General features: G+C 73.5%; 22 protein-coding genes. 11 read left to right on the forward strand and 11 right to left on the reverse strand.

Features of this window, described 5'->3' with window-relative positions; all coding sequences use genetic code 11:
* Positions 1–2 precede the first annotated feature (2 nt).
* The 4 genes from Ae150APs1_RS15120 to Ae150APs1_RS15135 are packed head-to-tail and all read left to right on the forward strand — an operon-like array spanning position 3 to position 4,505.
* Complete coding sequence (locus Ae150APs1_RS15120; protein WP_349289884.1) at positions 3–902, forward strand: divalent metal cation transporter; 900 nt, start codon at positions 3–5, stop codon at positions 900–902.
* Between the two features lie 29 nt (positions 903–931).
* Positions 932–1,690, forward strand: a complete 759-nt coding sequence (locus Ae150APs1_RS15125) for a 5-oxoprolinase subunit PxpA (protein ID WP_075298294.1) — start codon at positions 932–934, stop codon at positions 1,688–1,690.
* Positions 1,691–1,695: 5 nt separating this feature from the next.
* Positions 1,696–2,484 carry a putative hydro-lyase gene (locus Ae150APs1_RS15130; protein ID WP_083680146.1) on the forward strand — a complete coding sequence of 263 codons (789 nt, stop codon included), beginning with the start codon at positions 1,696–1,698 and terminating at the stop codon, positions 2,482–2,484.
* A gap of 14 nt (positions 2,485–2,498) precedes the next feature.
* A complete protein-coding gene (locus Ae150APs1_RS15135) occupies positions 2,499–4,505 on the forward strand; it encodes a prolyl oligopeptidase family serine peptidase (RefSeq protein WP_139316924.1) in 2,007 nt (668 codons plus the stop codon).
* Between the two features lie 32 nt (positions 4,506–4,537).
* Here Ae150APs1_RS15135 and Ae150APs1_RS15140 read toward each other — a convergent pair whose 3' ends face one another.
* Together Ae150APs1_RS15140 and Ae150APs1_RS15145 are read right to left on the reverse strand one after the other, a co-directional pair.
* Entirely contained in the window at positions 4,538–5,350 is an 813-nt protein-coding gene (locus Ae150APs1_RS15140) for an alpha/beta fold hydrolase (RefSeq protein WP_075298300.1), read from the reverse strand.
* 37 nt (positions 5,351–5,387) lie between these two features.
* The gene (locus tag Ae150APs1_RS15145; protein WP_075298303.1) at positions 5,388–6,896 is read right to left on the reverse strand and encodes an NAD(P)/FAD-dependent oxidoreductase; all 1,509 of its coding nucleotides are present in this window, start codon (positions 6,894–6,896) and stop codon (positions 5,388–5,390) included.
* 146 nt (positions 6,897–7,042) lie between these two features.
* Between Ae150APs1_RS15145 and Ae150APs1_RS15150 the strand changes: the two genes are divergently transcribed.
* Positions 7,043–8,797, forward strand: coding sequence for a helix-turn-helix domain-containing protein (locus Ae150APs1_RS15150; RefSeq protein WP_075298306.1), 1,755 nt, complete (start codon positions 7,043–7,045; stop codon positions 8,795–8,797).
* A gap of 39 nt (positions 8,798–8,836) precedes the next feature.
* On the opposite strand, the gene Ae150APs1_RS15155 is transcribed toward Ae150APs1_RS15150, so the two are convergent.
* From Ae150APs1_RS15155 to Ae150APs1_RS15190, 8 genes are all read right to left on the reverse strand, one after another.
* Complete coding sequence (locus Ae150APs1_RS15155; protein ID WP_075298308.1) at positions 8,837–10,453, reverse strand: acyl-CoA synthetase; 1,617 nt, start codon at positions 10,451–10,453, stop codon at positions 8,837–8,839.
* 73 nt (positions 10,454–10,526) lie between these two features.
* Positions 10,527–12,083, reverse strand: a complete 1,557-nt coding sequence (locus Ae150APs1_RS15160) for an adenylate/guanylate cyclase domain-containing protein (RefSeq protein WP_075298311.1) — start codon at positions 12,081–12,083, stop codon at positions 10,527–10,529.
* Between the two features lie 59 nt (positions 12,084–12,142).
* On the reverse strand, positions 12,143–12,559 hold the full coding sequence (locus Ae150APs1_RS15165; RefSeq protein ID WP_010243618.1) for an SRPBCC family protein: 417 nt from the start codon (positions 12,557–12,559) through the stop codon (positions 12,143–12,145).
* Entirely contained in the window at positions 12,556–13,725 is a 1,170-nt protein-coding gene (locus Ae150APs1_RS15170; protein WP_075298314.1) for a pyridoxal phosphate-dependent aminotransferase, read from the reverse strand. The genes Ae150APs1_RS15165 and Ae150APs1_RS15170 overlap by 4 nt, the downstream gene beginning before the upstream one ends.
* Before the next feature lie 150 nt (positions 13,726–13,875).
* Positions 13,876–14,040, reverse strand: coding sequence for a hypothetical protein (locus tag Ae150APs1_RS32090; RefSeq protein WP_010243620.1), 165 nt, complete (start codon positions 14,038–14,040; stop codon positions 13,876–13,878).
* 65 nt (positions 14,041–14,105) lie between these two features.
* Positions 14,106–15,005 (reverse strand): MaoC/PaaZ C-terminal domain-containing protein, encoded by a 900-nt coding sequence (locus Ae150APs1_RS15180; protein ID WP_075298320.1) that lies wholly within the window; start codon positions 15,003–15,005, stop codon positions 14,106–14,108.
* 1 nt (position 15,006) lies between these two features.
* On the reverse strand, positions 15,007–16,362 hold the full coding sequence (locus tag Ae150APs1_RS15185) for a 3-oxoacyl-ACP reductase (RefSeq protein ID WP_075298323.1): 1,356 nt from the start codon (positions 16,360–16,362) through the stop codon (positions 15,007–15,009).
* Complete coding sequence (locus Ae150APs1_RS15190; RefSeq protein ID WP_075298326.1) at positions 16,359–17,666, reverse strand: acetyl-CoA C-acetyltransferase; 1,308 nt, start codon at positions 17,664–17,666, stop codon at positions 16,359–16,361. The genes Ae150APs1_RS15185 and Ae150APs1_RS15190 overlap by 4 nt, the downstream gene beginning before the upstream one ends.
* Before the next feature lie 89 nt (positions 17,667–17,755).
* Between Ae150APs1_RS15190 and Ae150APs1_RS15195 the strand changes: the two genes are divergently transcribed.
* Complete coding sequence (locus Ae150APs1_RS15195) at positions 17,756–18,436, forward strand: TetR family transcriptional regulator (RefSeq protein WP_249266560.1); 681 nt, start codon at positions 17,756–17,758, stop codon at positions 18,434–18,436.
* Positions 18,433–20,418 (forward strand): acyl-CoA dehydrogenase, encoded by a 1,986-nt coding sequence (locus Ae150APs1_RS15200; RefSeq protein ID WP_075298332.1) that lies wholly within the window; start codon positions 18,433–18,435, stop codon positions 20,416–20,418. The genes Ae150APs1_RS15195 and Ae150APs1_RS15200 overlap by 4 nt, the downstream gene beginning before the upstream one ends.
* 51 nt (positions 20,419–20,469) lie before the next feature.
* Here Ae150APs1_RS15200 and Ae150APs1_RS15205 read toward each other — a convergent pair whose 3' ends face one another.
* Positions 20,470–20,655 carry a hypothetical protein gene (locus Ae150APs1_RS15205; RefSeq protein WP_010243626.1) on the reverse strand — a complete coding sequence of 62 codons (186 nt, stop codon included), beginning with the start codon at positions 20,653–20,655 and terminating at the stop codon, positions 20,470–20,472.
* Between the two features lie 265 nt (positions 20,656–20,920).
* Here Ae150APs1_RS15205 and Ae150APs1_RS15210 point away from each other — a divergent pair, with 265 nt between their 5' ends.
* From Ae150APs1_RS15210 to Ae150APs1_RS15225, 4 genes are all read left to right on the forward strand, one after another.
* Positions 20,921–21,391 carry an Rrf2 family transcriptional regulator gene (locus Ae150APs1_RS15210; protein WP_075298334.1) on the forward strand — a complete coding sequence of 157 codons (471 nt, stop codon included), beginning with the start codon at positions 20,921–20,923 and terminating at the stop codon, positions 21,389–21,391.
* A 28-nt stretch (positions 21,392–21,419) separates the two neighbouring features.
* The gene (locus tag Ae150APs1_RS15215) at positions 21,420–21,875 is read left to right on the forward strand and encodes a carboxymuconolactone decarboxylase family protein (RefSeq protein ID WP_170918091.1); all 456 of its coding nucleotides are present in this window, start codon (positions 21,420–21,422) and stop codon (positions 21,873–21,875) included.
* Positions 21,876–21,985: 110 nt separating this feature from the next.
* Positions 21,986–23,227 carry a multidrug effflux MFS transporter gene (locus Ae150APs1_RS15220; protein ID WP_083680147.1) on the forward strand — a complete coding sequence of 414 codons (1,242 nt, stop codon included), beginning with the start codon at positions 21,986–21,988 and terminating at the stop codon, positions 23,225–23,227.
* Positions 23,228–23,279: 52 nt separating this feature from the next.
* Positions 23,280–25,130: an ABC transporter ATP-binding protein gene (locus Ae150APs1_RS15225; protein WP_249266561.1), complete on the forward strand. Its 1,851-nt coding sequence runs from the start codon at positions 23,280–23,282 to the stop codon at positions 25,128–25,130.
* Position 25,131: the final 1 nt, after the last annotated feature.

Consider the following 25,131-nt stretch of genomic DNA (forward strand, 5'->3'; position numbering starts at 1 on the left):
ACTTGACAAACGTCGCCGGCGCAGGGCTCGGCCTGAACGCCCTGTTCGGGCTGGACGCCGCGGTCGGCGGCGCGATCTCCGCCGTCCTCGCGATCGCGATCTTCACGATCCGCCGGGCCGGCGCGGCGCTGGACCGGATCGTCGTCGTCCTCGGTGTGCTGATGATCGGGCTGACCGCCTACGTCGCCGTCGTGTCGGACCCGCCGGTCGGCGACGCGCTGCGCCAGACCGTCCTTCCCGACGAGGTCAGCTGGCTGGTCGTCACCACCCTCATCGGCGGCACCGTCGGCGGCTACATCACCTACGCCGGCGCGCACCGGATGCTCGACTCCGGGCTGTCCGGCCCGGAGCACGCCGGCCGGGTCGCCCGCAGCTCGGTGCAGGGGATCGTCGTCACCGCCGTCATGCGGGTGCTGCTGTTCCTCGCGATCCTCGGCGTCGTCTCGGGCGGGGTGGACCTCGCCGGCGCGGAGAACCCGACCGCCGCCGCGTTCGGGGCCGCCGCCGGTGAGATCGGCGTGCGGCTGTTCGGCCTGATCCTCTGGGCCGCGGCGATCACCTCGGTGATCGGCGCCGCGTACACCTCGGTCTCCTTCCTGACCACGAAGTCGACGCCGCAGCGCACGACGAACCTGCTGACCATCGGGTTCATCGTGCTGAGCACGGCGGTGTTCCTGCTCGCCGGTGCCGCGCCGGTCACCCTGCTGATCTTCGCGGGTGCCTTCAACGGGCTGATCCTGCCGATCGGGTTCACCGTCCTGCTGTGGGTGGCCTGGCGGCGGCGCGACCTGCTCGGTGGCTACCGGTACCCGCGGTGGCTGCTGGGGATCGGCGTCGCCGGCTGGCTCGTGACACTGTTCATCGGGTACCAGTTCGTCGCGCAGAACCTGGGGCAGCTGTGAGAGAAGCCGGCGGAACGAACCTCGGCGCTGTGACCGTCGACCTGAACGCCGACCTCGGCGAGTCCTACGGCCAGTGGCCCCTCGGCGACGACGACGCCATGCTCGGGCTGGTCAGCTCGGCCAACGTCGCGTGTGGCTTCCACGCCGGCGACCCCTCGACGCTGCGGGCGACCACCGCGCGGGCGGCGGAGGCCGGCGTCGTGATCGGGGCCCAGGTGTCCTACCCCGACCTGCGCGGGTTCGGACGCCGGTTCGTCGACGTCGAGCCGTCCGCCCTGACCGACGACGTGCTCTACCAGATCGGCGCCCTGGAGGCGCTGAGCCGCGTCGCCGGCTCCCGGGTGCGCTACGTCAAGCCGCACGGGGCGCTCTACAACGCGACCCGCACCCACACCGCGCAGGCACGTGCCGTCGCCGAGGCCGTCCGCGCCTACGACCCGTCGCTGCCGGTCCTGGGCCTGCCCGGCTCCGAGCTGCTGCGTGCGGCCGAGGAGGCGGGGCTGCGGGCGGTGCCGGAGTTCTTCGTCGACCGCGGGTACACCCCCGAGGGCGGGCTGGTGCCGCGCCGCGAGCCCGGCGCACTGCTCTCCGACGCCGGGGAGGCCGCCGACCGGCTCGTCCGGATGCTCGACGAGGGCGTGGTGCGCGCGGTCGACGGCACCGACGTCGCCGTGCGGGCCGAGTCCGCCTGCGTGCACGGGGACTCGCCGGGTGCCGTCGCGATGGCGGAACGGGTGCGGGACGCGCTGGCCCGGGCCGGCGTCGGGATCCGGGCGTTCGCGCCGTGACTCCTGTGACCGCCGGGCTCACCCCGGCCCGGGCCCGGGAGCGGTTCCGCGCCGGGCTGTCCACGCCGACGTCGGGCTGGTGCGCCGGCTGGACCCAGGCCAACCTGATCGCCGTCCCGCGCGAGTTCGCCTGGGACGTGCTGCTGTTCGCACAGCGCAACCCGAAGCCGCGCCCGGTGCTCGACGTCCTGGAGCCGGGCGAGTTCGGCGGCGCCCTCCTCGACGGCGACATCCGGACCGACCTGCCCGGCTACCGAGTCTACGCCGACGGCGAGCTGGTGGACCAGCCGTCGGACGTCGTGGACCGCTGGCGGGACGACCTCGTCGGGTTCCTGATCGGGTGCAGCTTCACCTTCGAGAACGCGCTGCTCGCCGAGGGCGTGCCGGTGCGGCACCTGGCGCGGGGCACCAACGTCCCGATGTACCGGACCACCCGGCGCTGCCGGTCCGCCGGGCGGATGTCCGGGCCGCTCGTGGTGTCGATGCGGCCGGTGCCGGCGCACCTCGTCGACACGGCGGTGTCGGTGACCGCCCGCTACCCCGAGGTGCACGGCGCACCCGTCCACATCGGCTCGGGCGGGCGGGACGGCGGCAGGGCACTCGGGATCACCGACCTCGACGCGCCCGACTACGGGGACCCGGTCCCGATCGCCGACGGCGAGGTGCCGGTGTTCTGGGCGTGCGGCGTCACCCCGCAGGCCGCCGTGCTGGAGTCGCGGCTGCCGCTGGCGATCACCCACGAGCCCGGCCGGATGCTGATCACGGACGCGCGGGACACCGACTACCTGATCTGAGCCATGATCGGGGCATGACGAACGACCCCCACGCCTGGCTCGAGGACGTCACCGGCGGCGAGGCCCTGGAGTGGGTGGCCGCCCGCAACGCCCGTACCGAGGAGGAGCTGGCCGGCAGCACGCTGTTCGGCGAGCTCGAGTCCGGTGTCCGCGAGGTGCTCGACTCCCGCGACCGGATCCCGTGGGTCACCCGGCGCGGCGGGTACTACTACAACTTCTGGACCGACGAGCGGAACCCGCGCGGGCTGTGGCGGCGCACGACGCCGGAGGAGTACCGCAAGCCCGAGCCGGACTGGGAGATCCTCCTCGACGTGGACGCCCTCAACGAGGCCGAGGGCGAGAACTGGGTCTGGCACGGCGCCCGGTTCCTGCGGCCGGGCCTCGACCGCGCGCTGGTCGACCTCTCCCGCGGCGGCGCCGACGCCGACGTCACCCGCGAGTTCGACGTCGAGGCGAAGGACTGGGTGCCCGGCGGCTTCGTCCGGCCCGAGGCGAAGGGCGGGGTCAGCTGGATCGACCGGGACACGATCTGGGTCTCCACCGAGCTGGGTGAGGGCACGACGACGAGCTCCGGCTACCCGCGGATCGCGCGGCGCTGGACCCGGGGCACCCCGCTCGCCGCGGCGCCGGTCGTCTTCGAGGGCACGGTCGAGGACCTCTCGGTCTCGGCGTTCCACGACCAGACCCCCGGTCACGAGCGGGACTTCGTCCGGCGGGCGATCGACTTCTACTCCGACGAGCTGTTCCTCGTCGACGGCGACGTGCTGCGCAAGATCCCCGTCCCGGACTCCGCGGTCGCCGACGTCGAGCGCGAGTGGCTCGTCCTGGAGCTGCGCGAGGACTGGGGCACGTTCCCGGCCGGGTCGCTGCTCGCCGCCCGGTTCGACGACGTCATGGCCGGAACGCCGGCCTGGGAGGTGCTGTTCGCGCCGACCGACGAGTCGTCGCTGGCCGGGTACACCTGGACCCGTCACCACCTCGTGCTGAACGTGCTGGAGAACGTCGTCAACCGGCTGTCGGTCCTCACCCCGGGCGACGACGGCTGGGCCCGGTCCCCCTTCACCGGTGCGCCCGAGTTCGGCAGCGTCGGGGTGTCCGCGGTCGACCCCGACGAGTGCGACGACGTCTGGCTCACCGTCACCGACTACCTCACCCCGTCGACGCTGGCGATCGCGACGGTCGGCGAGCAGCCCGAGACGCTGAAGAGCTCGCCGTCGTTCTTCGACACGTCGACGCACGTCATCGAGCAGCACTTCGTGACCAGCGACGACGGTACCCGCGTCCCGTACTTCCTGGTCCGCCCGAAGGACCTGCCCTTCGACGGGACCGCACCGACCCTGCTCTACGGCTACGGCGGCTTCGAGATCGCGCTGACCCCCGGCTACTCCGGGGCGATCGGCCGGTCCTGGCTGGCCCGCGGCGGGGTCTACGCCGTCGCGAACATCCGCGGCGGCGGCGAGTACGGCCCCCGCTGGCACCGTTCCGCGCTGCGCGAGAACCGGCCGCGTGCCTACGAGGACATGGCCGCCGTCGCCCGCGACCTGATCGACCGGCGGATCACCGCTCCGGCGCACCTGGGCGTGCAGGGCGGCAGCAACGGCGGGCTCCTGACCGGGAACATGCTGGTCCGCTACCCGGAGCTGTTCGGGGCGGTCGTCATCCAGGTGCCGCTGCTGGACATGAAGCGCTACAGCCACCTGCTCGCCGGGGCGTCGTGGACCGCCGAGTACGGCGACCCGGACACCGACGACTGGGAGTTCATCCGGACCTTCTCGCCCTACCACCTGATCGACCCCGCCGCGGCCTACCCGCCGGTGATCCTCTTGACCTCGACCCGCGACGACCGGGTGCACCCCGGCCACGCACGCAAGTTCGCCGCGGCGCTCGACGAGGCCGGCCACGACGTCACCTACTACGAGAACATCGAGGGCGGCCACGGCGGCGCCGCGGACAACGCGCAGGCGGCGCGGATGTCGGCGCTCGCCTCGGCCTTCCTTCATGGGCGGCTGCGCCGCTCGTGAGTGGTTATCGCGGTCAGGACCGTCTCAACCACTCACGAGCGCGCAGCGCTCGCCAGGAACTCGGTGACGATCTTCGTCAGCTCCTCGGGGCGCTCGATGTGCATGCCGTGGCTCGACCCGGGGCCGGTGACGAGCTCGTACCGGGCCCCGGGGACGGCGTCGGCGACCTTCTTCGCCTGCCACGGCGGGGTGAGCAGGTCCTGCTCGCCCACCACGACGAGCGTCGGCGCGGTGATCCCGCCGAGGCGGTCGAGCGAGTCGTGGGCGAGGTCGGCGTCCCACTGCTCGACGGTGACCTGCATCTGCGCCTCGTTCTGCGGGAACGCGGGCAGCATCGGCTCCATCATCGCCCCGAAGTCGGGGTGGTCGAGCAGCTGCGGGGAGAACGCGAGTCCCGCCGTGGCCAGCGCCGACTCCATGTCCCGGTGCACGTAGGGCAGCCGCAGGGCGCTGAGCACGGAGCGCTGGAAACCGTCGCAGCGACCCCAGGTCGCGTACATCACCGCCGAGGCGACCTGCTCGGGGTGGGCGAGCGCGAGCTCCTGCACGACCGCCGACCCGAGCGACCAGCCGAGCACGTGCGCCCGGGGGATCCCGAGCGCCTCCAGCAGGCCCGAGGCGTCCTCGGCCAGGGTGGCGACGTCGATCGGGCCCGCGCCGCGGTCACTGCCGCCGAGGCCACGGTTGTCGAACGCGATCACCTGGTGGGTCTGCGCCAGGCGGCCGGACAGCTCGCCCCACAGCGGGATCGAGCCGGACGTTCCCATGATCAGCAGCAACGGGTCGCCGCTGCCGCTGATCTCGTAGTTCAGCGTGACGCCGGTGCGCACGGTCGTCTGGGGCACGGGGATCTCCTCCGATGCGGGGGCGGATGCGGGTGGGTCAGCGGTAGGTGAGGCCGTCGTCGAGGTCGGCCTCGGGCAGCGTCGTGCGGTCGTGCTCGTGTTCGTGCTGGTGGATCCACGGCTCCCGGTCGCCCTGGCGGAACATCTTGTCCTGCGAGCGCAGGACGTAGCCGGGGTTGAAGTTCTGCGGGTCCGTCCAGGGCAGCAGCGGCATGTCCGCGTCGCCGGGGCGCAGCTCGGGGACGACGGTGGCTGCGCCCCGCTCGGCCATCAGGTCGAAGATCCGCGCGACGATGTCGTTGTTCAGGTCCACCCGCAACGTCCAGCTGTGCCGGAAGTAGCCGAACGAGTACGCCATGTTCGGCACCCCGCTGATCATCAGCCCGCGCCAGGTGACCCGGCGCGTGAAGTCGACCGGCTCGCCGTCCACCCGGAACGGGATGTCGCCGAACACCGACAGATCGAACCCCGTGGCGGTGACGACGACGTCGGCCTCCAGCACCTCGCCCGACGAGATCTGCACGCCCTTCTCGGTGAACTCGGTGATCGTGTCGGTGACGATCGAGGCCTGCCCCTCCCGCATGGCGGTGAACATGTCACCATCCGGGACGAACGCGATCCGCTGCTGCCAGGGCCGGTAGGCCGGGGTGAAGTGCCTGCCGACGTCGGTGCCCTCGGGCAGCAGCGGGCGGATCGTCTCGACCAGGAACTCGTGCAACTGGTCGGGATCGTCGCGGCCGGTCGTCGCCAGCCAGTCGAGCTGCTGGACGTAGGTGCGGCGCAGGATCTCGTGGGTCCACTCGTCGGGGAGGTCCAGCGGTTCCAGCATCGTGGCGAGCTCGTGCACCGTCGGCGCGGGGAACCAGTACGACGGCGAGCGCTGCAGCATCGTCACGTGCTCGGCGCCGCCGGCGACCGCGGGGACGACGGTCGCCGCCGTCGCACCGGAGCCGATGACGAGCACCCGCTTCCCGCTGGTGTCGAGGTCGTCCGGCCAGGCCTGCGGGTGCACGATCCGGCCCTCGAACCGGTCGGTGCCCGGCCACTCGGGGGTGTGCGGCTCGTCGTGGTTGTAGTAGCCCTGGCACATCCACAGGAACGACGCGGTGATCCGGAGCTGCTCGCCGGTGTCGGTCCGGGTGACCTCGGCCGTCCACCGGGCGTCCTCCGAGGACCAGCTCAGCGCGGTGACCCGGTGCCGGTAGCGGATCCGGTCCGCGAGGTCGTCCTCGTCGATCACCTCGTCGAGGTAGGACAGGATCTCGTCGCCGGCGGCGATCGACGGGCCCCGCCACGGCTTGTGCCGGTACCCGTAGGTGAACAGGTCGCTGTCCGAGCGTGCACCGGGGTAGCGGTGCGTCCACCAGGTCCCGCCGCGGTCGTCCTGGGCCTCCAGGAGCAGGAAGGTCCGGTCGAGGAACCGCTCCCGCAGGTGGTGCGCGGCACCGATGCCGGACACACCGGCCCCCACGACGAGGACCTCGACGTGGCCGGCGTCGTCGCTGCCTGCGTCCTGGTCGCGTGCGGTCGTGGCGGCACCGGTCATGGCGGAGACCTCCCTGGTCGGCACTGAGCGGGGACGCGGCCGACGCTAGGTCCCGGCACCGGCACGGAGGGTGTCCCAATCTCGGACACGGGCCGGGCTTGACCGTGCCCGCATGATGTGAGGGACCCCACAGAGAGGTGCGGCGCATGGCTGACGTCCAGGCCGATCGCAGGCTGCTCACCTCCGCCCGCGCCGGTCTGCTGGACGGCGGCGGCGTGCTGCCCGGCGTCCGCGGACGGGTGGCGGCGTCGTGGCGGCGCAGCGTCGCGCGCGGCGTCGACCCGGCCGCGAGCGCGAACCGCTACCACCCGGACCTCGACTTCGGGTCCCGGCTCGTCCGATGTGCCCTGCCGGTGATCGAGCATCTCGTCGAGCAGCTCGCCGACGTCCCCGTCTGCGTGGCCCTCACCGACGACCGGGCCCGGCTGCTCGTGCGCCGCGACACCGCGCCGTCGATCGGGCGGCTCGCCGACGGCAACCACTTCGCCCAGGGCTTCGGCTACGGCGAGGAGACCGTCGGCACCAACGGGGTCGGGACGGTGCTGGAGTCCGGGGAGTCCGTCCACATCGTCGGCGCCGAGCACTTCGTGGAGCGGCTGCACGAGTACGCCTGCGCGGGCGCGCCCGTGCGGGATCCGCTGACCGGGCGGATCGAGGGCGTGCTCGACATCAGCTGCCGGTCCGACCACTCGTCGCCGGTGCTGCACTCGCTGGTCCGCTCGTCCGCGGCGCGGATCCAGGAGGGACTGCTCCGCGACCGCGACCCCGCCCAGCAGGCCCTGTTCGACGCCTACTCCCGGATCGACGCCCGCGGCCGCCGGGCGGTCCTCGCGGTCGGCGACCGCACGGTGCTGACCAACGTGCGGGTCCAGACCCTCCTCGACCCCGGCGACCTGATCGCGCTGCAGGACCACATGCGGTTCGTGATGCGGCGGACCCCGTCCACCGACGCCTGGGTGGACCTGCCCTCCGGTACCCGGGTGCGGCTGCGCGGGACGACCGTCGCCGCCGGCCCGGCCGACGCCGGCATGGTCGGGACCGTCTCGGTCCCCCGCGACGACGACGCTGCGGCCGGGCGCCGCCCGGGTGGCGGGCCCGGGCGCGGTTCCCCCGCGTGGCGCGCGGCCTGGACGACCGTCACCGGCGCGCTGCGGGAGGAGCCGTGCGCCGTCCTCGTCCTCGGCGAGGCGGGGGCCGGCCGGACCCGGATGCTCACCGACGCCGACCGGTCCGTGCACGGTCCGGGACAGGTCGTGACGCTGGACCCGGAGCAGGTGGCCGCCGCACCCGGGGCCGTCGTGACCGGCCTGCGCGGGCCCGGCGACGGCCGGCTGCTGGTGCTGCGGGACGTCGACCGCCTCCCCGACGGCGTGCTCGGCCCGCTCACCACCGCGCTCGACGACGCCCGGCTCCGTCCCGGGCTGCGGATCGCCGCGACCGCGGGCGACGACACCGGCCGCGGGCCCGCCTACGACGCCCTCCTCGCACGGTTCCGGCGTTCGGCGAGCGTGCCACCGCTGCGCAACCGCTCCGGCGACCTGCCCGTGCTGGCCGCCGGGCTGCTCGCCGAGCTCGCCCCGCACCGCGAGGTCCGGCTCGCCCCCGCGGCGCTGCGGACGCTCGCCCGGCACGGGTGGCCCGGCAACGTGACCGAGCTGCGCGCGGCGCTCGACGCGGCGCTGCGCCGGCGCCCGGTCGGCAGCATCGAGCCCACCGACCTGCCCGGTTCGTGCCAGAGCGCGCCGCGCAGCACGCTGCGGGCCGTCGACCAGGCCGAGCGGGACACGATCGTCGCGGCGCTGCGCGACGCCGCCGGTAACCGGAAGGCTGCCGCCACCGCGCTCGGCCTGGCCCGCTCCACGCTCTACCGCAAGATCCGGCAATACGGGATCACCGACTGACCCGTGAGTGGTCAGTGCGGTCAGGACCGCGTCAACCACTCACGAGCGCGCAGCGCCCAGATCCCCGTGCGCCGTCCGCAGCTCCCGCTTGAGGATCTTCCCGCTGGGGTTCTTGGGCAGCCCGTCGGCGAACACGACGTACTTGGGTCGCTTGTAGCCGGCGAGCTTCTCCCGGGCGTGCGCGTTCACCTGGTCCTCGGTGAGGGTCACGCCCTCCTTCGGCACGACGACCGCGGTCACCGCCTCGATCCAGTGCGGGTGGGAGACCCCGAAGACCGCCACCTCGGCGACGCCGTCGAGCAGGTAGAGCGCCTCCTCCACCTCCCGGGAGGCGACGTTCTCCCCACCGGTCTTGATCATGTCCTTCTTGCGGTCGACGACGCTCAGGTACCCCTCGGCGTCCATCACGCCGAGGTCGCCGGAGTGGAACCAGCCGCCCGCGAACGCCTCGGCGGTCTTGGCCTCGTCGCCGTAGTAGCCCAGGGCGGCGTGCGGGGACCGGTGCACGATCTCGCCGACCTCACCGACCGGCAGCTCCTCGCCGTCCTCGCCGACGACGCGGGTCTCGGCGTTCAGCGACGCCCGGACCGCCGACCCGGCCCGCTCCAGCTGCTCCTCCGGGCGCAGGATCGTGGCCAGCGGCGACATCTCGGTCTGGCCGTAGAAGTTCCACAGCCGCACGTCGGGCAGCCGCCGGGACAGCTCGTGCAGCACCTCGACAGGCATCGCCGCGGCACCGTAGTAGCCCTTGCGCAGGCTGGACAGGTCGCGGGAGTCGAAGTCGGGGTGCCGCAGCAGCGAGATCCACACCGTCGGCGGGCAGAACAGCTTGGTGACCCGCTCCCGCTCGATCGTCTCGAGCAGCCGGGCCGGGTCCGGCGCGGGCAGGATGATGCTGGTCGCGCCCAGGTAGACGTCGACCGACAGGAAGCAGTCCAGCTGCGCGCAGTGGTAGAGCGGCAGCGAGTGCAGCTCGACGTCGCCGTGCTCCATGCCGCCGTCGACCACGCAGGACACGTACTGGGTGATCAGCGACCGGCTGGGCAGCATGACGCCCTTGGGCCGGGACTCGGTACCCGAGGTGTACATCAGGCGAAGCGGGTCGTCGTCGCCGACGTGGACGTCGGGCTGGCCCGGGTCGCCCTCCCCGTCGATCCACGAGTCGAGGTCCACCCACTCCCCGGTCGCCACCTGGCCGGACAGCCCGATCCAGGCCCGCACCGACGCCGGCTCCGCGGCCTGCGCGAGCGCCTTCTCCGCGGTGGCCGCGAGCGCGTCCTCGACGACGAACGCCCTGGCCCCGGAGTGGTCGAGGATGAAGGCGATCTCCTCCGCGTTCAGCATGAAGTTGATCGGGACGAGCACGACGCCGAGCCGGGCGGTGGCGAACACCAGGACGGCGAACTGGTGGCAGTTGTGCGACAGCAGCGCGAGCCGGTCGCCCTTCGTGAGGCCCTGCTCGGTGAGCGCGGCGGCGCAGCGGTTCACCGCCGCGTCGAACTCGGTGAACGTCCAGCGGGTCTCCCCGTCGACGACGGCGAGCTTGTCCGGGTAGCGGATCGCCGTGCGGTGCAGCAGGTCGCCCACCGAGTGCCGGCGGGCCCGAGTGATCGCGGCGGTGGTCTGGTCGCTGAAGCCCGAGGCAGCGCTGCTCATGGCGGCATCGTGCCCGACTCGACGGGTCCAGTCACGCATGACCGTTCCGGTCGGGCAGGGGCACGGCGGCCGGTCAGTCCGTGTCGCCGGCGGGCACCGGCTCCTCCTGCGGGGCCTCGGTGTGCTCGACGGGCACCCAGATCCCGGTCGGCTCGTCCCGCCCGCGCAGGGTCACCGTCTCCACCGAGCGCCACCGGCGCGCCTCGGCGCCGGTCGCGTCGATCGCGCGGGACGACGCCGCGACCCGGCCCGGGACCGACTTGGCCAGCTCCGTCAGCCGGGCGGCCTCGTTCACCGGGTCGCCGATCACCGTGTACTCGTAGCGGCGCGGGTCGCCCAGGTTGCCCGCGACGGCATCGCCGGCGGAGACACCGATCCCCGCCTCAACGTCGGGCATCTCGTCGGCGAGCCGGTCGCTCAGGCAGCGGGCCGCGGCCAGCGCGGCGCCGGGGGCGTCGTCCAGGTCGATCGGCGCCCCGAAGATGGCCAGCGCGGCGTCGCCCTCGAACTTGTTGATCCACCCGCCGGAGCTCTCCACGCACTCGACGACCACGCCGAAGAACCGGTTGAGCAGGGCGACGACCTCCTCGGGCGGGCGCCGCGCGGCCATGCTCGTCGATCCGACGAGATCGACGAACAGCACCGCGACCGGCCGGACCTCGCCGCCGAGACGGACCCCGCCGTCGGTCGCGGCGGCGGCCTCGGCGACGTCGCGGCCAACGTGCCTGCCGAACAGGTCGCGGATCCGCTCGCGCTCCCGCAGGCCCTCCACCATCTGGTTGGCGCCGGCCTGGAGCTGGCCGAGCTCGGTGTTGTCGTAGACGGGGACGCGGACGTCGAGGTCGCCGTCCTGCACCCGGGCGAGCGCCCGCCGGACGGTGAGGACCGGGTCGGCGATGGCGCGGGCCGCACCGATCGTCGTCAGCAGCCCGGTGCCGATGGCGGTCCCGCCCAGCGCCAGCATCGTGACGGCCAGCTGGGTCGGCGAGGCGTCCCCGAACACGAGCGCGACCAGGCCGGCGAGCATCACACCGGCCAGCGGGACCGCGGTCCCCAGCGCCCAGAACCCGACCGACCGCAGCATCACGCCGGTGACGAGCCGGCGCCGCCGCGGCGGGCGCCCGGACAGCACCCGGGCCGCCGCACGGCGCAGCATCCGCTCGACGAGCAGGAACGACAGCGCGCAGGTGGTCACGCCACCGATCGCGACCGCCGACGTCACCGAGAATGCGAGCCGCCCCGAGTACTGCAGGTTGAGCAGGCAGAACAGCACGGCGGCGAGGAACCACAGCAGCGCGATCGCCGAGGTGATCCGGGCGGGGCCGTGCAGCACCAGCCGTCGTTCGGTGCGTTCCGGGTCCGACGCCCGCCGGCGCACGGTCAGCGCGCGGCGGCCGAAGAAGATCCCGATCGGGATCGCGACCAGCAGGTAGCCGCCGAGCACGGCCAGGTTCACCAGACGGATGCCGGCGGCGTCGAGCAGCTGCTCGCGGGGCAGCACGAACGCCGCGATCACCAGCACGACGGCGGCGCCACCGACGTTCGCCGTGACGACGACGAGCGCGATCAGCGCCCGCACCGACAGGCCGACGACGGGGCGTCCGGGCCGGGTCGGCCGCTCATTCGTCATGGCCGCGGATTCTAGGCCGAAAGGGTGAGCGGTCGTCGTCGATCTCCATCCGGGGCCGGTCAGGTGGTCGGTCCGGGCGGGGGCGTGACCTCCAGCAGGTCGCGCAGCCGCTCCAGGTCCGCGACGACGGCGGCGACGTCCCGCTCGACGTCCGCGTCCGTCGCCGACGGGGCGCGCCGCACACTGAAGACGATCTCCGAGCCGTCCGGGTGCGGTGCGACCCGCAGCGGGTTGTGGGCGACCTCGCCCGACGGCAGGACCACCTCGTGGTCGAGCACGCCCCAGTCGTTCTCCGGCACGAACCGGAACTCGACCTCCCCCAGCGGGCCGCCCGGGACGATCCAGCGCCCGTCGCGCTCCTCGACCCGGTCGCCGACGCCGGCCGCCCAGCGCGGCAGGTTCCGGGGGTCGCGCACCCAGGCGTACACGGTCTCCGGCGGAGCGGCGATCACGACGCCGACGTGGCGGGAACTCACGAGCGGGCCTCCTTCAGCGTGGCGAGCCGGGCGACGGCCTCGGTGAGCACCTCCTCGCGCTTGCAGAACGCGAACCGCACGAGCGGCCGGGTCGCCGCCGCGCCCGCCTCGGACTGGCAGAACACCGAGACCGGGACGGCCGCGACCCCGCACAGCTCGGGCAGCTTCCAGGCGAGGTCGACGCCGTCGTCGTAGCCGAGCGGGGTCGGGTCGGCGACGACGAAGTAGGTGCCCTGCGGGGTGAGGACGTCGAACCCGGCATCGGCCAGCCCCGCCGAGAGCAGGTCCCGCTTGCGGGTCAGCTCGGTACCGATCGAGACATAGAAGTCGTCGCCGAGCGCCAGCGCGTCCGCGACGGCCGGCTGCAGCGGCGCGCCGCCGTGGAAGGTCAGGAACTGCTTGACCGCCCGCGGCGCGGCGACCAGCCCGGGCGGGCCGTGCACCCAGCCGACCTTCCAGCCGGTGACGGAGAACGTCTTCCCGGCCGAGGAGATCGTCAGGGTGCGGTCGGCGAGGCCGGGCAGCGACGCCATCGGGACGTGCCGGGCGCCGTCGAAGGTCATGTGCTCGTAGACCTCGTCGGTGACGATCACGGCGTCGTGCGCGACGGCGAGCTCCCCGATCCGGGTCAGCTGCTCGGCGGTGAACACGGTGCCGGTCGGGTTGTGCGGGGTGTTGACCAGCACGACCCTCGTGCGGTCGGAGAAGGCGGCGGCGAGCTCGTCGTCGTCGAACCCGAAGTGCGGGGGCCGGAGCGGGACCGGGCGCAGCCTGGCGCCCGCCAGCGCGACGGACGCGGCGTAGGAGTCGTAGGTCGGCTCGAACGCGACGACCTCGTCACCCGGCTCGCACAACCCGAGCAGCGTCGAGGCGATCGCCTCGGTGGCCCCGGTGGTGACGACGACGTCGGCCGGGTCGACGTCGAGGCCGTGGAAGCGGCGCTGGTGGTCGGCGACCGCCTGCCGGAGTGCCGGGACGCCCGGGCCGGGCGGGTACTGGTTGGCGCCGCGCTCGGTGATGTTCGCGGCGGCGTCGGCGAGCAGGGAGGCGGGGCCGTCGGTGTCGGGGAAACCCTGACCGAGGTTGATCGCACCGGTCTCGACCGCGAGGCGGGAGATCTCGGTGAAGATCGTGGAGGTGAACGGGCGCATGCGCTCGACCAGCATGGCCCGACCCTAGAGGGGCCGGCCCGGGGCGGGCGCACGGTCCGGGCGGCGCAGCTCCTGATCGAGGTTCTGCGCGCACCCCGTGCAGGCCCGTGCCCACGGTGGGTTCCACCGCCGCCGGGCGAGCTACCGGTACTGCGTGGTTCCGCCTCAGTCGAGTCCGCGGACGATGTGCGTCTCGTCGTCGTGCTGCTCGTCAGTCTCGGTGGTGGTGCCGTCCTCGTTCATCGTGGCCTCCTCGCGGGTGTCAGGTGACGAATGGTGGGCATAGAGATGGACGTCCGTCACCGGGGTGACGTTGCTGAACCGGCTCATGGACCGATCCAGAACCACCCGACCGGGGGAGCGGTACCTGCCCACCCGGCCGGGTCGTGTCCTGCCTACCCGGAGATCCGGCCGATCAGGTGCAGCTTTTCCGCCTTCTTCGCGCTGCGGACCGCGAGTCCCCACGCGCCGTTCGCGTCCCGCTCGGTGACGAGCTCGGCCGTCGCAGGGAGCAGCACCGGCTTGCGGAAGACGACGTCGTAGGTGCACGCGTCGGAGATCCGGCCCTCCAGCGACGCGGCGGCGTGCGCGGCCGTCCACATGCCGTGCGCGATCGCTCTCGGGAAGCCCATGGCCTTCGCGGTGAGCGGGTGCAGGTGGATCGGGTTCACGTCGCCGGAGACGGCGGCGTACCGGCGTCCGGTGTCGCCCGGGATCCGCCACAGCGCGCTCGCGGTGCCGGTCGGGGCGGCCGGCTCGGCGATGTCCTCGCCCGCAGCTCCCGCGGGGGCCTTCGCCCCGCGGGCCAGGTAGGTGCTGCGCCCCTCCCAGACGACCTCGCCGCCCGCGGAGACGACGCCGATCAGGTCCACCTGGGCGCCCTTGGCGTGCGCGGTGAACCGGTCGGCGTACACCCGGACGTCGAGGGTCTCCGACGGCGCGACCGCCCGGTGCACCGTGATCCGGTTGGCGACGTGCACCATCCCGGGCAGGGCGAGCGGGAACGACCGCTCGGCCATCAGCACGACCTGCAGCGGGAAGGTCAGCATGTGCGGGTAGGTGACGGGGAGGGCGTCGCCGACCCGGAACCCGCAGACGCGGGCGTAGTCGGCGAGGTGCCCGGGGTCCACCGTGATCCCGCGCCGGACGATCTCCCGTGCGGGGAGCTCACCGCCACCGCCACCCGGCAGCACCGCCCCGGCGGCGGCCGAGGCGTAGAGCGGGCCGAGGGCGGGCGGGCCGGAGAGCTCGGTGACCGTCCGGCCGGTCCCTGCCGTCGTCGGGGAGACGGTCATCTCAGGCCCCCAGCATCGACTGGCCGCAGACCCGCACGACCTGGCCGTTCAGCCCGCCGGACTCGGCCCGGCCGAACCAGCCGATGGCCTCGGCGACGTCGACCGGCAGCCCGCCCTGCTTGAGCGAGTTGATGCGGCGGCCGCCCTCACGGGTGGCGACGGGCATCTTCGCCGTCATGTCGGTCTCGATGAACCCGGGTGCGACGGCGTTGATCGTCGCGCCGCGCTCGGCGAACCGTGGGGCGAGCGCGTGGACCATCCCGATCACGCCGGCCTTGGAGGCGGCGTAGTTGGTCTGGCCCCGGTTGCCCGCGATGCCCGACTGCGACGACACACAGACGACGCGGCCCGACTCGTGCAGCGGGGAGCCCGGCGCCAGCAGCGCCTCGTTGATCGTCAGCTGGGCGCCCAGGTTGACCCCGAGCACCGGGTTCCAGCGGTCGGAGGTCATGTTCGCGAGCAGCTTGTCGCGGGTGATGCCCGCGTTGTGCACGACGAGGTCGACGCCGCCGTGCCGGTCGGCCAGGTGCGAGAGCAGCCGGTCGGCCGCGTCGGCGGCGGTGATGTCGAGCTGCAGTGCCGTGCCGCCGGTGCGGTTCGCGGTCCGGGCGAGGCCCTCCCCGGCCGCCGGGACGTCGACGGCGACGATCCGCGCGCCGTCCCGGGCGAGGGTGTCGGCGATGGCCGCGCCGATGCCCCGGGCGGCCCCGGTGACGACGGCGATCCGCCCGGCGAGCGGCTGCTCCTCGGCGCGCGGGTCGTCGACCTCGGCCGGCTCCCGCGGGGTGCCGACCTGCTCGCCGACGTGCACGACCTGGCCGTCGACGTAGGCCGAGCGGGCGGAGAGGAAGAACCGCACCGACGAGTCGACCGCCGCGGGCGACGCGGCCGCGCCCGCCACGATCAGGTTGGCCGTGGCGCCGGACCGGAGCTCCTTGCCGATCGAGCGGACGAGCCCGTCGAGCGACTGCGCGACGGCCGCCGCCTCGGCTCCGGTCGCCTCGCCCGGCTCGGCACCGATCAGCAGCAGCCGGCCGGACGGGCCGAGCTTCCGCACCGCCGGGGTGAGGAGCTGCTGGGCCGCCGCGAGGTCGGCGAGCGTGGTCGCCCCCGACAGGTCGACGACGACGCCGTGCAGCTTCTCGTCCCCGGGCTCGGTGACGGCCTGCTGCCCGTTCTCCTCCACGAACGCGGCGACCGGCTCCGCGAACCGGCCGGCTCCGACGGACGTGACGAGCACCGGCCCGGCCAGCAGCGGGTCGCCCGGGCGGTGCCGGCGCAGGGTCGGCACCGTGGGCAGCCCCAGCTGCTTGGCGATCGGGGTGTTCGACAGGGTCGCCAGGAGATCGTTGCTCATGCCTTCTTCGCCTCCAGGATCGCGACGACGCCCTGGCCGCCCGCGGCGCAGATCGAGATGAGTCCGCGCTGGTCCTTCTTCTCGGTGTCGGCCTTCTCCCGCAGGAGCTTCGCCAGGGTCGCGACGATCCGGCCGCCGGTCGCGGCGAACGGGTGCCCGGCCGCGAGCGAGGAGCCCGCGACGTTGAGCTTCGCGTCGTCGACCGCGCCGAGCGGGGCGTCGAGCCCGAGCCGCTCCTTGCAGAACCGGGCGTCCTCCCAGGCCTTGCGCTGGACCTGGACCACCGAGGCGAACGCCTCGTGGATCTCGTAGAGGTCGAAGTCCTGCAGGGACAGGCCGTTGCGGGCCAGCAGCCGCGGGACGGCGAACACCGGCGCGGTGAGCAGGCCGTCCGGGCCGTGCACGTAGTCGACGCCCGCCGTCTCGGCGTCGACGACGTGGGCCAGTACCGGCAGCCGGTGCTCGGCGGCCCACTCGTCGGACCCGAGGAGCACCAGCGCGGAGCCGTCGGTCAGCGGGGTGGAGTTGCCGGCCGTCATCGTCGCGTCCGGGCTGCCCTTGCCGAAGACCGGCTTGAGCTTCGCGAGCTTCTCCACCGAGGAGCCGGGCCGCAGGTTGTCGTCGCGGGTCAGCTTCAGGTACGGGGTGACGAGGTCGTCGAAGAACCCCCGGTCGTAGGCGGCGGCCAGGTTCGTGTGGCTGCGCACGGTGAGCTCGTCCTGCTCGGTGCGGCCGATGCCCCACTCGAGCGCGGCGCGGGCCGCGTGCTCGCCCATCGACAGGCCGGTGCGCGGCTCGGAATTCTCCGGGATGTCCGGGACGATCTGCCCCGGCCGCAGCTGCCCGACGAGCTTGATCCGGTCCGCCGCCGACTTCGCGGCGTTGACCTTGACCAGGATCCGGCGCAGGTCGTCGTTGAGGGCGATCGGGGCGTCGGACGCGGTGTCCACCCCGCCGGCGACGCCGGAGTCGATCTGCCCGAGGGCGATCTTGTTCGCGACGGCGATCGTCGCCTCGAGGCCGGTGCCGCAGGCCTGCTGGACGTCGTACGCGGCGGTCGCCGGGTTCAGGCGGGACCCGAGGACGGCCTCGCGGGTGAGGTTGAAGTCGCGCGAGTGCTTGAGGACCGCACCCGCCACGACCTCGCCGAGCCGCTCGCCGGCCAGCCCGAAGCGGGCCACCAGGCCGTCCAGCGTCGTGGTGAGCATGTCGAGGTTCGAGGCGCTCGCGTAGGCGCCGTTGGCGCGGGCGAACGGGATCCGGTTGCCGCCGATGACGGCGGCGCGCCGGGGGCTGGCTGGCATGGGGGTCGTCCTTCCTGGTGGTAGTGGTAGTCGTCGCCACCACCGGGTAGCCGGTACTCAAGGTACACGGTACTATGGGTTCCGTGAAGATGGCACGGGACAAGCGGGACAGCAGGTGGGACGCGCATCGCGAGGAGCGGCGCGCCCAGCTCGTCGGGTCCGCCATCGCCGCCATCCGCCGGACCGGCGCGGGCATCGGCATGGACGAGATCGCCGCCGCGGCCGGCACCAGCAAGACCGTGATCTACCGGCACTTCGGCGACCGGGCAGGCCTGTACACCGCGATCTGCGAGTCGGTGGCCGGAGTACTGCTCGCCGAGGTGCGGCGCGCCACGGGCGAGGCGCTGTCCGACGACCGGCTCGGCTCGCGGGCCGCGGTCGCCGCCGGCGTCGACGCGTACCTGTGCCTCATCGAGATCGACCCCGAGCTCTACCGGTTCGTCGTCCATCGGCCACTGCTCGTCCAGGGCAACGGCAACCGGCGCAGCGCCGACACCGAGACCCCCGATCCGGTGAACGACCTGGTGACGGTGATCGGCGACGAGATCGCCGTGGTGATCGGTGACAACCTGCGCACCGAGGGCTCCGACGGGCACGCGGCCGCCCGGTTCTGGGGGCACGCGATCGTCGGGCTCGTCCGCGGCGCGGCCGACGACTGGCTGGCCCGCCCGGACGGCACCACCCGCGAACGACTCACCGCACACCTCACCGACCTGGCCTGGTCCGGACTCTCCGGCCTGGCATCGCACGTGCAGGAGGTTCAGCAATGACCCGGAGCGCCATCCCCGCACCGGACCGGATCCCGGCCGGCACGCTGCGCACCGTCGTCGACGGGCGGTGGGCGCAGGTCCGCGAGGAGACCCGGGCGCAGCTCGCCGCGAGCGGCGACATGCGTGCCGACCCGGACCTCTCCTCGGCCGAGTACCGCGCGCACATCACCGACGCGCTCAAGTTCCTGACCTCGTCGGGCCGCCCGCACACCGGGTTCGACCCGGCCGTCGGCGGCGAGGGCGACGTCGGCGGCGTCGTGACCGCGTTCGCGATGCTCGCGTACGGCGACCTGTCACTGCTGGTCAAGGCCGGCGTGCAGTGGGGGCTCTTCGGCGGCGCGGTGCAGGTGCTGGGCACCGAGCGACACCACGAGCGGTACCTGCGCGCGATCATCGAGGGCGAGCTGCTGGGCTGCTTCGCGATGACCGAGACCGGCCACGGCTCGGACGTGCAGCACCTGCACACCACGGCGACCTACGACCGGGACACCCGGGAGTTCGTCGTCGACACGCCCTACCCGCAGGCACGCAAGGAGTACATCGGCAACGCGGCGCGCGACGGCCGCATGGCGGTCGTCTTCGCGCAGCTGGTCACGGGCGACGAGAAGCCCGGCGTGCACGCGTTCCTGGTCCCGCTGCGCGACGCCGACGGCAACGCGCTGCCCGGCGTCACCATCGGCGACGACGGCCGCAAGGCGGGCCTGAACGGCGTCGACAACGGGCGGCTGAGCTTCGACGGGGTCCGGATCCCGCGCGAGAACCTGCTCAACCGGTTCGGCGACGTCGCCGAGGACGGGACGTACTCGTCGTCGATCGGGAACGAGACCGCCCGGTTCTTCACCATGCTCGGCACGCTCGTCCGCGGCCGGATCTCGGTCGCCGGCGGTGCCGGCGGTGCGGCGCAGAAGGCGCTCACCCTCGCCGTGCGGTTCGGTGAGCGCCGGCGCCAGTTCGCGAACCCGGCCACCGGCGAGGAGATCGCCGTCCTCGACTACCTCGCCCACCAGCGGAAGCTACTGCCGGCCCTGGCGACGACGTTCGCGCTGCACTTCACCCAGGACGACCTGGTGAAGCGGATGCACGACATCCAGGCGCCCGGCGCGAGCCCGGTCGGCGCCCGCGAGCAGCGGACCCTGGAGCAGTCCGCGGCCGGGATCAAGGCGATCGCGACCTGGCACGCCACGCACACCATCCAGACCTGCCGCGAGGCCTGCGGTGGCGCGGGCTACCTGGAGGAGAACCTGCTGCCCGCCCTGAAGGCGGACACCGACGTGTTCACCACCTTCGAGGGTGACAACACGGTGCTGCTTCAGCTGCTGGCCAAGGAGCTGCTCTCCGACTACGGCCGGACGATCAAGAAGGGGAACCCGCTCGAGATCGCACCGCTGCTGGGGCGCCAGCTGGCCGGGGTGCTCGCCGAGCACACCGGTGCGGCGTCGCTGACCCGGCGGCTACCGTTCCGCGGGATCGACCTGACCGACCGGGAGCGCCGCCGCGAGCTGCTCCGGGTGCGCCGCGACGACACCCTGGCCACCGCCATCCGGAACCTGGCCCCGGCGCTGCGGAAGGGCAACGACGAGTTCGCCGTCTTCAACTCCGCGCAGGACCTACTGCTCCTCGCGGCCCGGGCGCACGTCGACACGCTCGTGGAGCAGTCCTTCGCCGACAAGCTGGGGACGGTCACGGACCCGGCGGTGCGGGCGCTGCTGGAGCGCGTGTACGACCTGCACGTGCTCTCGGTGATCGACCGGGAGCGGGCCTGGTACCTGGAGACCGGCCGGCTCACCGCCGCCGAGTCCCGTTCGGTCCGGCCACTGGTCAACGAGCTGTGCGCCGAGCTGCGTCCGTACGCCGGCACCCTCGTCGACGCGTTCGGGGTCCCGGAGAACTGGCTGGCCTGCCCGATGCTCGACGACGAGGCGTGGGCACCGGGGCCGAGCGCGCCGGCCGCGTCGGTGACCGAGCAGGTCGAGGCGGGCTGACCCTCGTGAGTGGTTGTGGCGGTCCTGACCGCCACAACCACTCACGAGCCGTCAGGCCTCGAAGCCCAGCGCGTCGACGACGGCCCCGACCGTCGACGACAGGTCGGCGACGGTGTCGTCGACGTACTCGGCGATCGGGGTGATCTCGGCGGCGTTCGCCGTGCCGGTGACGCCCAGCATCACCAGCGGGGCGGCGAGGGCCGCGGCGGCCAGTCCGGCGACACGACGCTTGTCCATGGGAGTTCCTCTCGTCGGGAGCGGTGGTGCCGGGCCAGCGTGGGACGTCACGAACCGGACTTCCAGACATCCGGCGAAGAAGTAACCGCGCGCTTACCTCATCGGTCGCGGCGTCATCGCGCCGTCATGTACCGAGAGCTGACGATCACATCTGGTGATCCGTGCGTCATCCGGCCGCACGCTCGTTGCGCCGATCGAACCTGCTCGGATCACCACTCGCCGTAATTCTGGACATTGCATATCCGGGATATGTAGTGTCCCGGTCATGCGGATGAGCCAGGGCGTCGAGTGGGCACTGCACTGCTGCCTGAACCTGGCGTGGACGGGTGAGCCGGTGCCCGGGTCCCGGCTCGCGGCGTTCTACGACCTGCCGCCCGCCTACCTCACCAAGCAGATGCAGGCGCTCGTCCGGGCCGGGGTGTGCGAGTCGGTCCCCGGCCCGCGCGGCGGGTTCCGGCTCGTCCGCACGCCCGAGGCGGTGTCGCTGCTCGACGTCGTCGTCGCCCTGGAGGGTCCGGAGGACGCGTTCCGCTGCACCTCGATCCTCGGCGCCGCACCGGGCGGCGACCCCGCCGCGGACTACTCCGGCTCGTGCGCGTTCTCGCTCAGCATGCGCCGGGCCGAGCTGGCCTGGCGCCGCGAGCTCGCGGCGCGCTCGCTCGCGGACGTCGGCGACGACGTCCTCCGCCACTCCCCGGGTGCGGCCGACCGCGTCCGGGCCGCACTGACCACCTGAGACGAAGGGGATCACCGTGGAACCGCGTATGCCCAAGCCCTACTCGCACGTCCCGGACAGTTACCGCGCCCTCTCGGCGCTGGAACGCTCCACCCGCGACGACGACGTCCTCCCGCACACCGTCCAGGAGCTCGTCAGGCTACGGGCGAGCCAGATCAACGGCTGCGGCTTCTGCGTCGACATGCACTCGCACGACGCACTGGAGTCCGGCGAGCGCACCGAGCGGCTGTTCTCGGTCCTGGCCTGGCGGGAGGCGCCCTGGTTCACCCGCGAGGAGCGGGCCGCGCTCGCGCTGACCGAGGAGATGACCCGGCTGGCCGACCGGGCCGACGCCGTTCCGGACGACGTCTGGGAGGAGGCCGCCGCGGTGTTCGACGAGCGCGCGCTGGCCCTGCTCGTCACCACGGTCGCGACGATCAACGCCTGGAACCGGATCAGCGTCGCCACCCGGCAGATCGCCGGCAGCCACCGGCGCGCGGCATAGGAGCGACCCCGTCCGCGTGACACCGCTCACCGGATCGACGAGTCCGGGACGGAATCCCGGTCACCCCTCGTGAGGTTGCACCGTGTCGTGGCCACACGAGGGGGAGACCGGTGAGCGCTGGCGTCATCACACCGAGCCGGGTACGGCTCGCGCTCATCCTGGGCGCGCTGATCGCACTCGGCCCGCTGACCATCGACACCTACCTGCCCGCGCTGCCCGAGGTCGGACGGGACCTGGCCGCCTCCGGGACGACGGTCCAGCTGACCCTGACCGGCACGCTCGCCGGGCTCGCACTCGGCCAGATCCTGATCGGGCCGCTGTCCGACGCCTACGGACGCCGGCTGCCGCTGCTGGCCGGGACGGCGCTGCACGTGCTCGCCTCGGCCCTGGTCGCGGTCGCACCGACGGTCGAGCTGCTCACCGTGCTGCGGGTGCTGCAGGGCGTCGGCGCCTCGGCGGGGGCGGTCGTCGGGCTCACGATCGTCCGGGACCTGTTCACCGGGCGAGCCGCGGCGACCATGCTGTCCCGGCTGATGCTCGTGATGGGCGCGGCGCCGGTGCTGGCCCCCACCCTCGGTGCTGGCCTGCTCACCTGGGTGTCCTGGCGCGGGGTGTTCCTGTTCCTCGCCGGGTACGGGCTGGTCATGCTGGCGGTGGTGACCGCGGGCCTGCCCGAGACGCTGCCGGTGTCCCGCCGTCGTCCCGCCCGGTTCGGCAGCACGGTGCGGACCTACGGGATGCTCCTGCGGGACCGGACGTTCGTCGGGCTCGTGCTCGTGGCGGGGCTCGCGATGGGCGCGCTGTTCAGCTACGTCTCGGGTGCGTCGTACGTCTTCCAGCAGCAGTTCGGGGTGGACCAGCAGACGTTCGGGCTGCTGTTCGGCGCCGGCGCGGTCTGGCTCGTCGTCGGCACCCAGCTGAACCCGGTGCTGCTGCGGTACCTGGAGCCGCGCCGGGTGCTGTCCGGCGGGATCGCCGCCGGCGTGCTGGCCGGGATCGCCCTGCTCGTGCTGACGGCGACCGGGACCGGCGGCCTGCCCGCCGTCCTGGCCGGGGTGTGGATCCTGCTGCTCGCCTGCGGCTTCGTGATGCCGAACGCGCCCGCACTCGCACTGGCCCGGCACGGCGAGACGGCCGGGACCGCCGCGGCGCTGCTCGGCGCGCTGCAGTTCGGCATCGGGGCGGCGACGTCGCCCGTCGTCGGCCTGCTCGGCAACGACGCGGCCGCGATGGGCGCCTCGATGTTCGGGGCGGTCGCGCTGGCGGGTCTCTCGCTCGTGCTCGTCGTCCGGCCGTGGACGCTCCCCGACCTGAACGAGGAGCCCGTCCCCGCGGGGGCTTCTTCTTCTTGACCTGAAGTGAACTCCAGGTCCTAGCGTCCGGCGCATGGACGCGAGCATCTACATGGCCATGCGCAACGCCGGCTCCGAGCCGGGGCGGCAGAACCGGCCGGCAGGCGAGACCCTGCGCCGGATCGTGCGCCTCGCCCGGCCGCACCGGCGGCGGATGGGCTGGTTCCTCGTCGCGAGCACGGTGGGCGCGGCGCTGACCGTCGCCACGCCGCTGCTGGCGGGGCGCGCGACCGACGCGATCAACCGGGGCGAGGCGCTGTCGGTGCTGGCCCTCGTCGCCGGGCTGATCGCGGTCGCCGCCGTCGCCGAGGCCGGGCTCGGCCTCGTCACCCGGTGGCTGTCGGCGAACCTCGGCGAGGGCCTGATCCACCAGCTGCGCACGACGGTGTTCGACCACGTGCAGCGGATGCCGGTCGCGTTCTTCACCCGCACCCGCACCGGGGCCCTGGTGTCCCGGCTGAACTCCGACGTCCTCGGCGCGCAGCGGGCGTTCTCCGACACGCTGTCCGGGATCGTGTCGAACCTGGTCGTCCTGCTGCTGACGCTCGGCGCGATGGTCACCATCTCCTGGCAGGTCACCCTGCTCGCCGCGGTGCTGCTGCCGGTGTTCCTGGTCCCGGCCCGGCTGATGGGACGCCGGCTGGCCGCCCTCGAGCGGGAGGCCGCCGACCACAACGCCGCGATGAGCACCCGGATGACCGAGCGCTTCTCCGCACCGGGTGCCACGCTGATCACGCTGTTCGGGCGGCCGTCGCAGGAGTCGGCGGAGTTCGCCGAGCGGGCCGACCGGGTCCGGGCGATCGGGGTCCGCTCGGCGATGCTGCAGTGGATCTTCGTGACCGCGCTGACCCTGGCGTCGTCGCTGGCCGTGGCGCTGGTCTACGGCGTCGGCGGCGGGCTCGCGCTGTCCGGGGCGCTGTCGGCAGGCGACGTCGTCGCGCTCGCGCTGCTCCTGACCCGACTCTACCAGCCGCTGACGGCGCTGGCCGGCGCCCGGATCGAGATCATGACCGTGCTGGTCAGCTTCGAGCGCGTCTTCGAGGTCCTCGACCTGCAGCCGATGATCGCCGACGCCCCCGGCGCGCGCCCCGTGCCCGACGGTCCGGTCGGCGTCGCGTTCGACCACGTCTCGTTCGCCTACCCCACCGCCGACCAGGTCTCGCTGGCCTCGCTGGAGGAGGTCGCGACGCTGGACACCCGTGGCGGCGAGCAGGTCCTGCACGACGTCTCCTTCGCCGTCCCGCCCGGGCGGATGGTCGCGCTGGTCGGGTCGTCCGGGGCCGGGAAGTCCACGGTCGCGCAGCTGGTGGCCCGGCTCTACGACACCGGCTCCGGCGCCGTCCGGATCGGCCGGGCCGACGTCCGCGGGCTGACCGGCGAGTCGGTGCACCGCGCCGTCGGCTTCGTGACCCAGGACGGGCACCTGCTGCACGACACGGTCGCCGCGAACCTGCGGATCGGGGCGCCGGACGCCACCGACGCGCAGCTGTGGGACGCGCTGCGCCGGGCCCGGCTCGAGGAGCTGGTCGCCTCGCTGCCGGACGGGCTCGGCACGGTCGTCGGCGAGCGGGGGTACCGGCTCTCCGGCGGCGAGCGGCAGCGGATGACGATCGCCCGGGTGCTGCTGGCCCGGCCGCGCATCGTGGTCCTGGACGAGGCCACCGCCAGCCTGGACTCGACGTCCGAGGCGGCGGTGCAGGCGGCGCTGGGCGAGGCGCTGGAGGGCCGGACGGCGATCGTGATCGCGCACCGGCTGTCCACCGTCCGGGACGCCGACGAGATCCTGGTCCTGGAGCGCGGGCGGATCGTCGAGCGCGGTGACCACACCACGCTGCTGGCCCGGGACGGGCGCTACGCGGAGCTGCACCACACCCAGTTCGGTACCGCGGCGGCCGCCGCGTAGC

Origin of the sequence: Pseudonocardia sp. Ae150A_Ps1 (assembly GCF_001932315.1) — a bacterium.
GTDB lineage: Bacteria > Actinomycetota > Actinomycetes > Mycobacteriales > Pseudonocardiaceae > Pseudonocardia.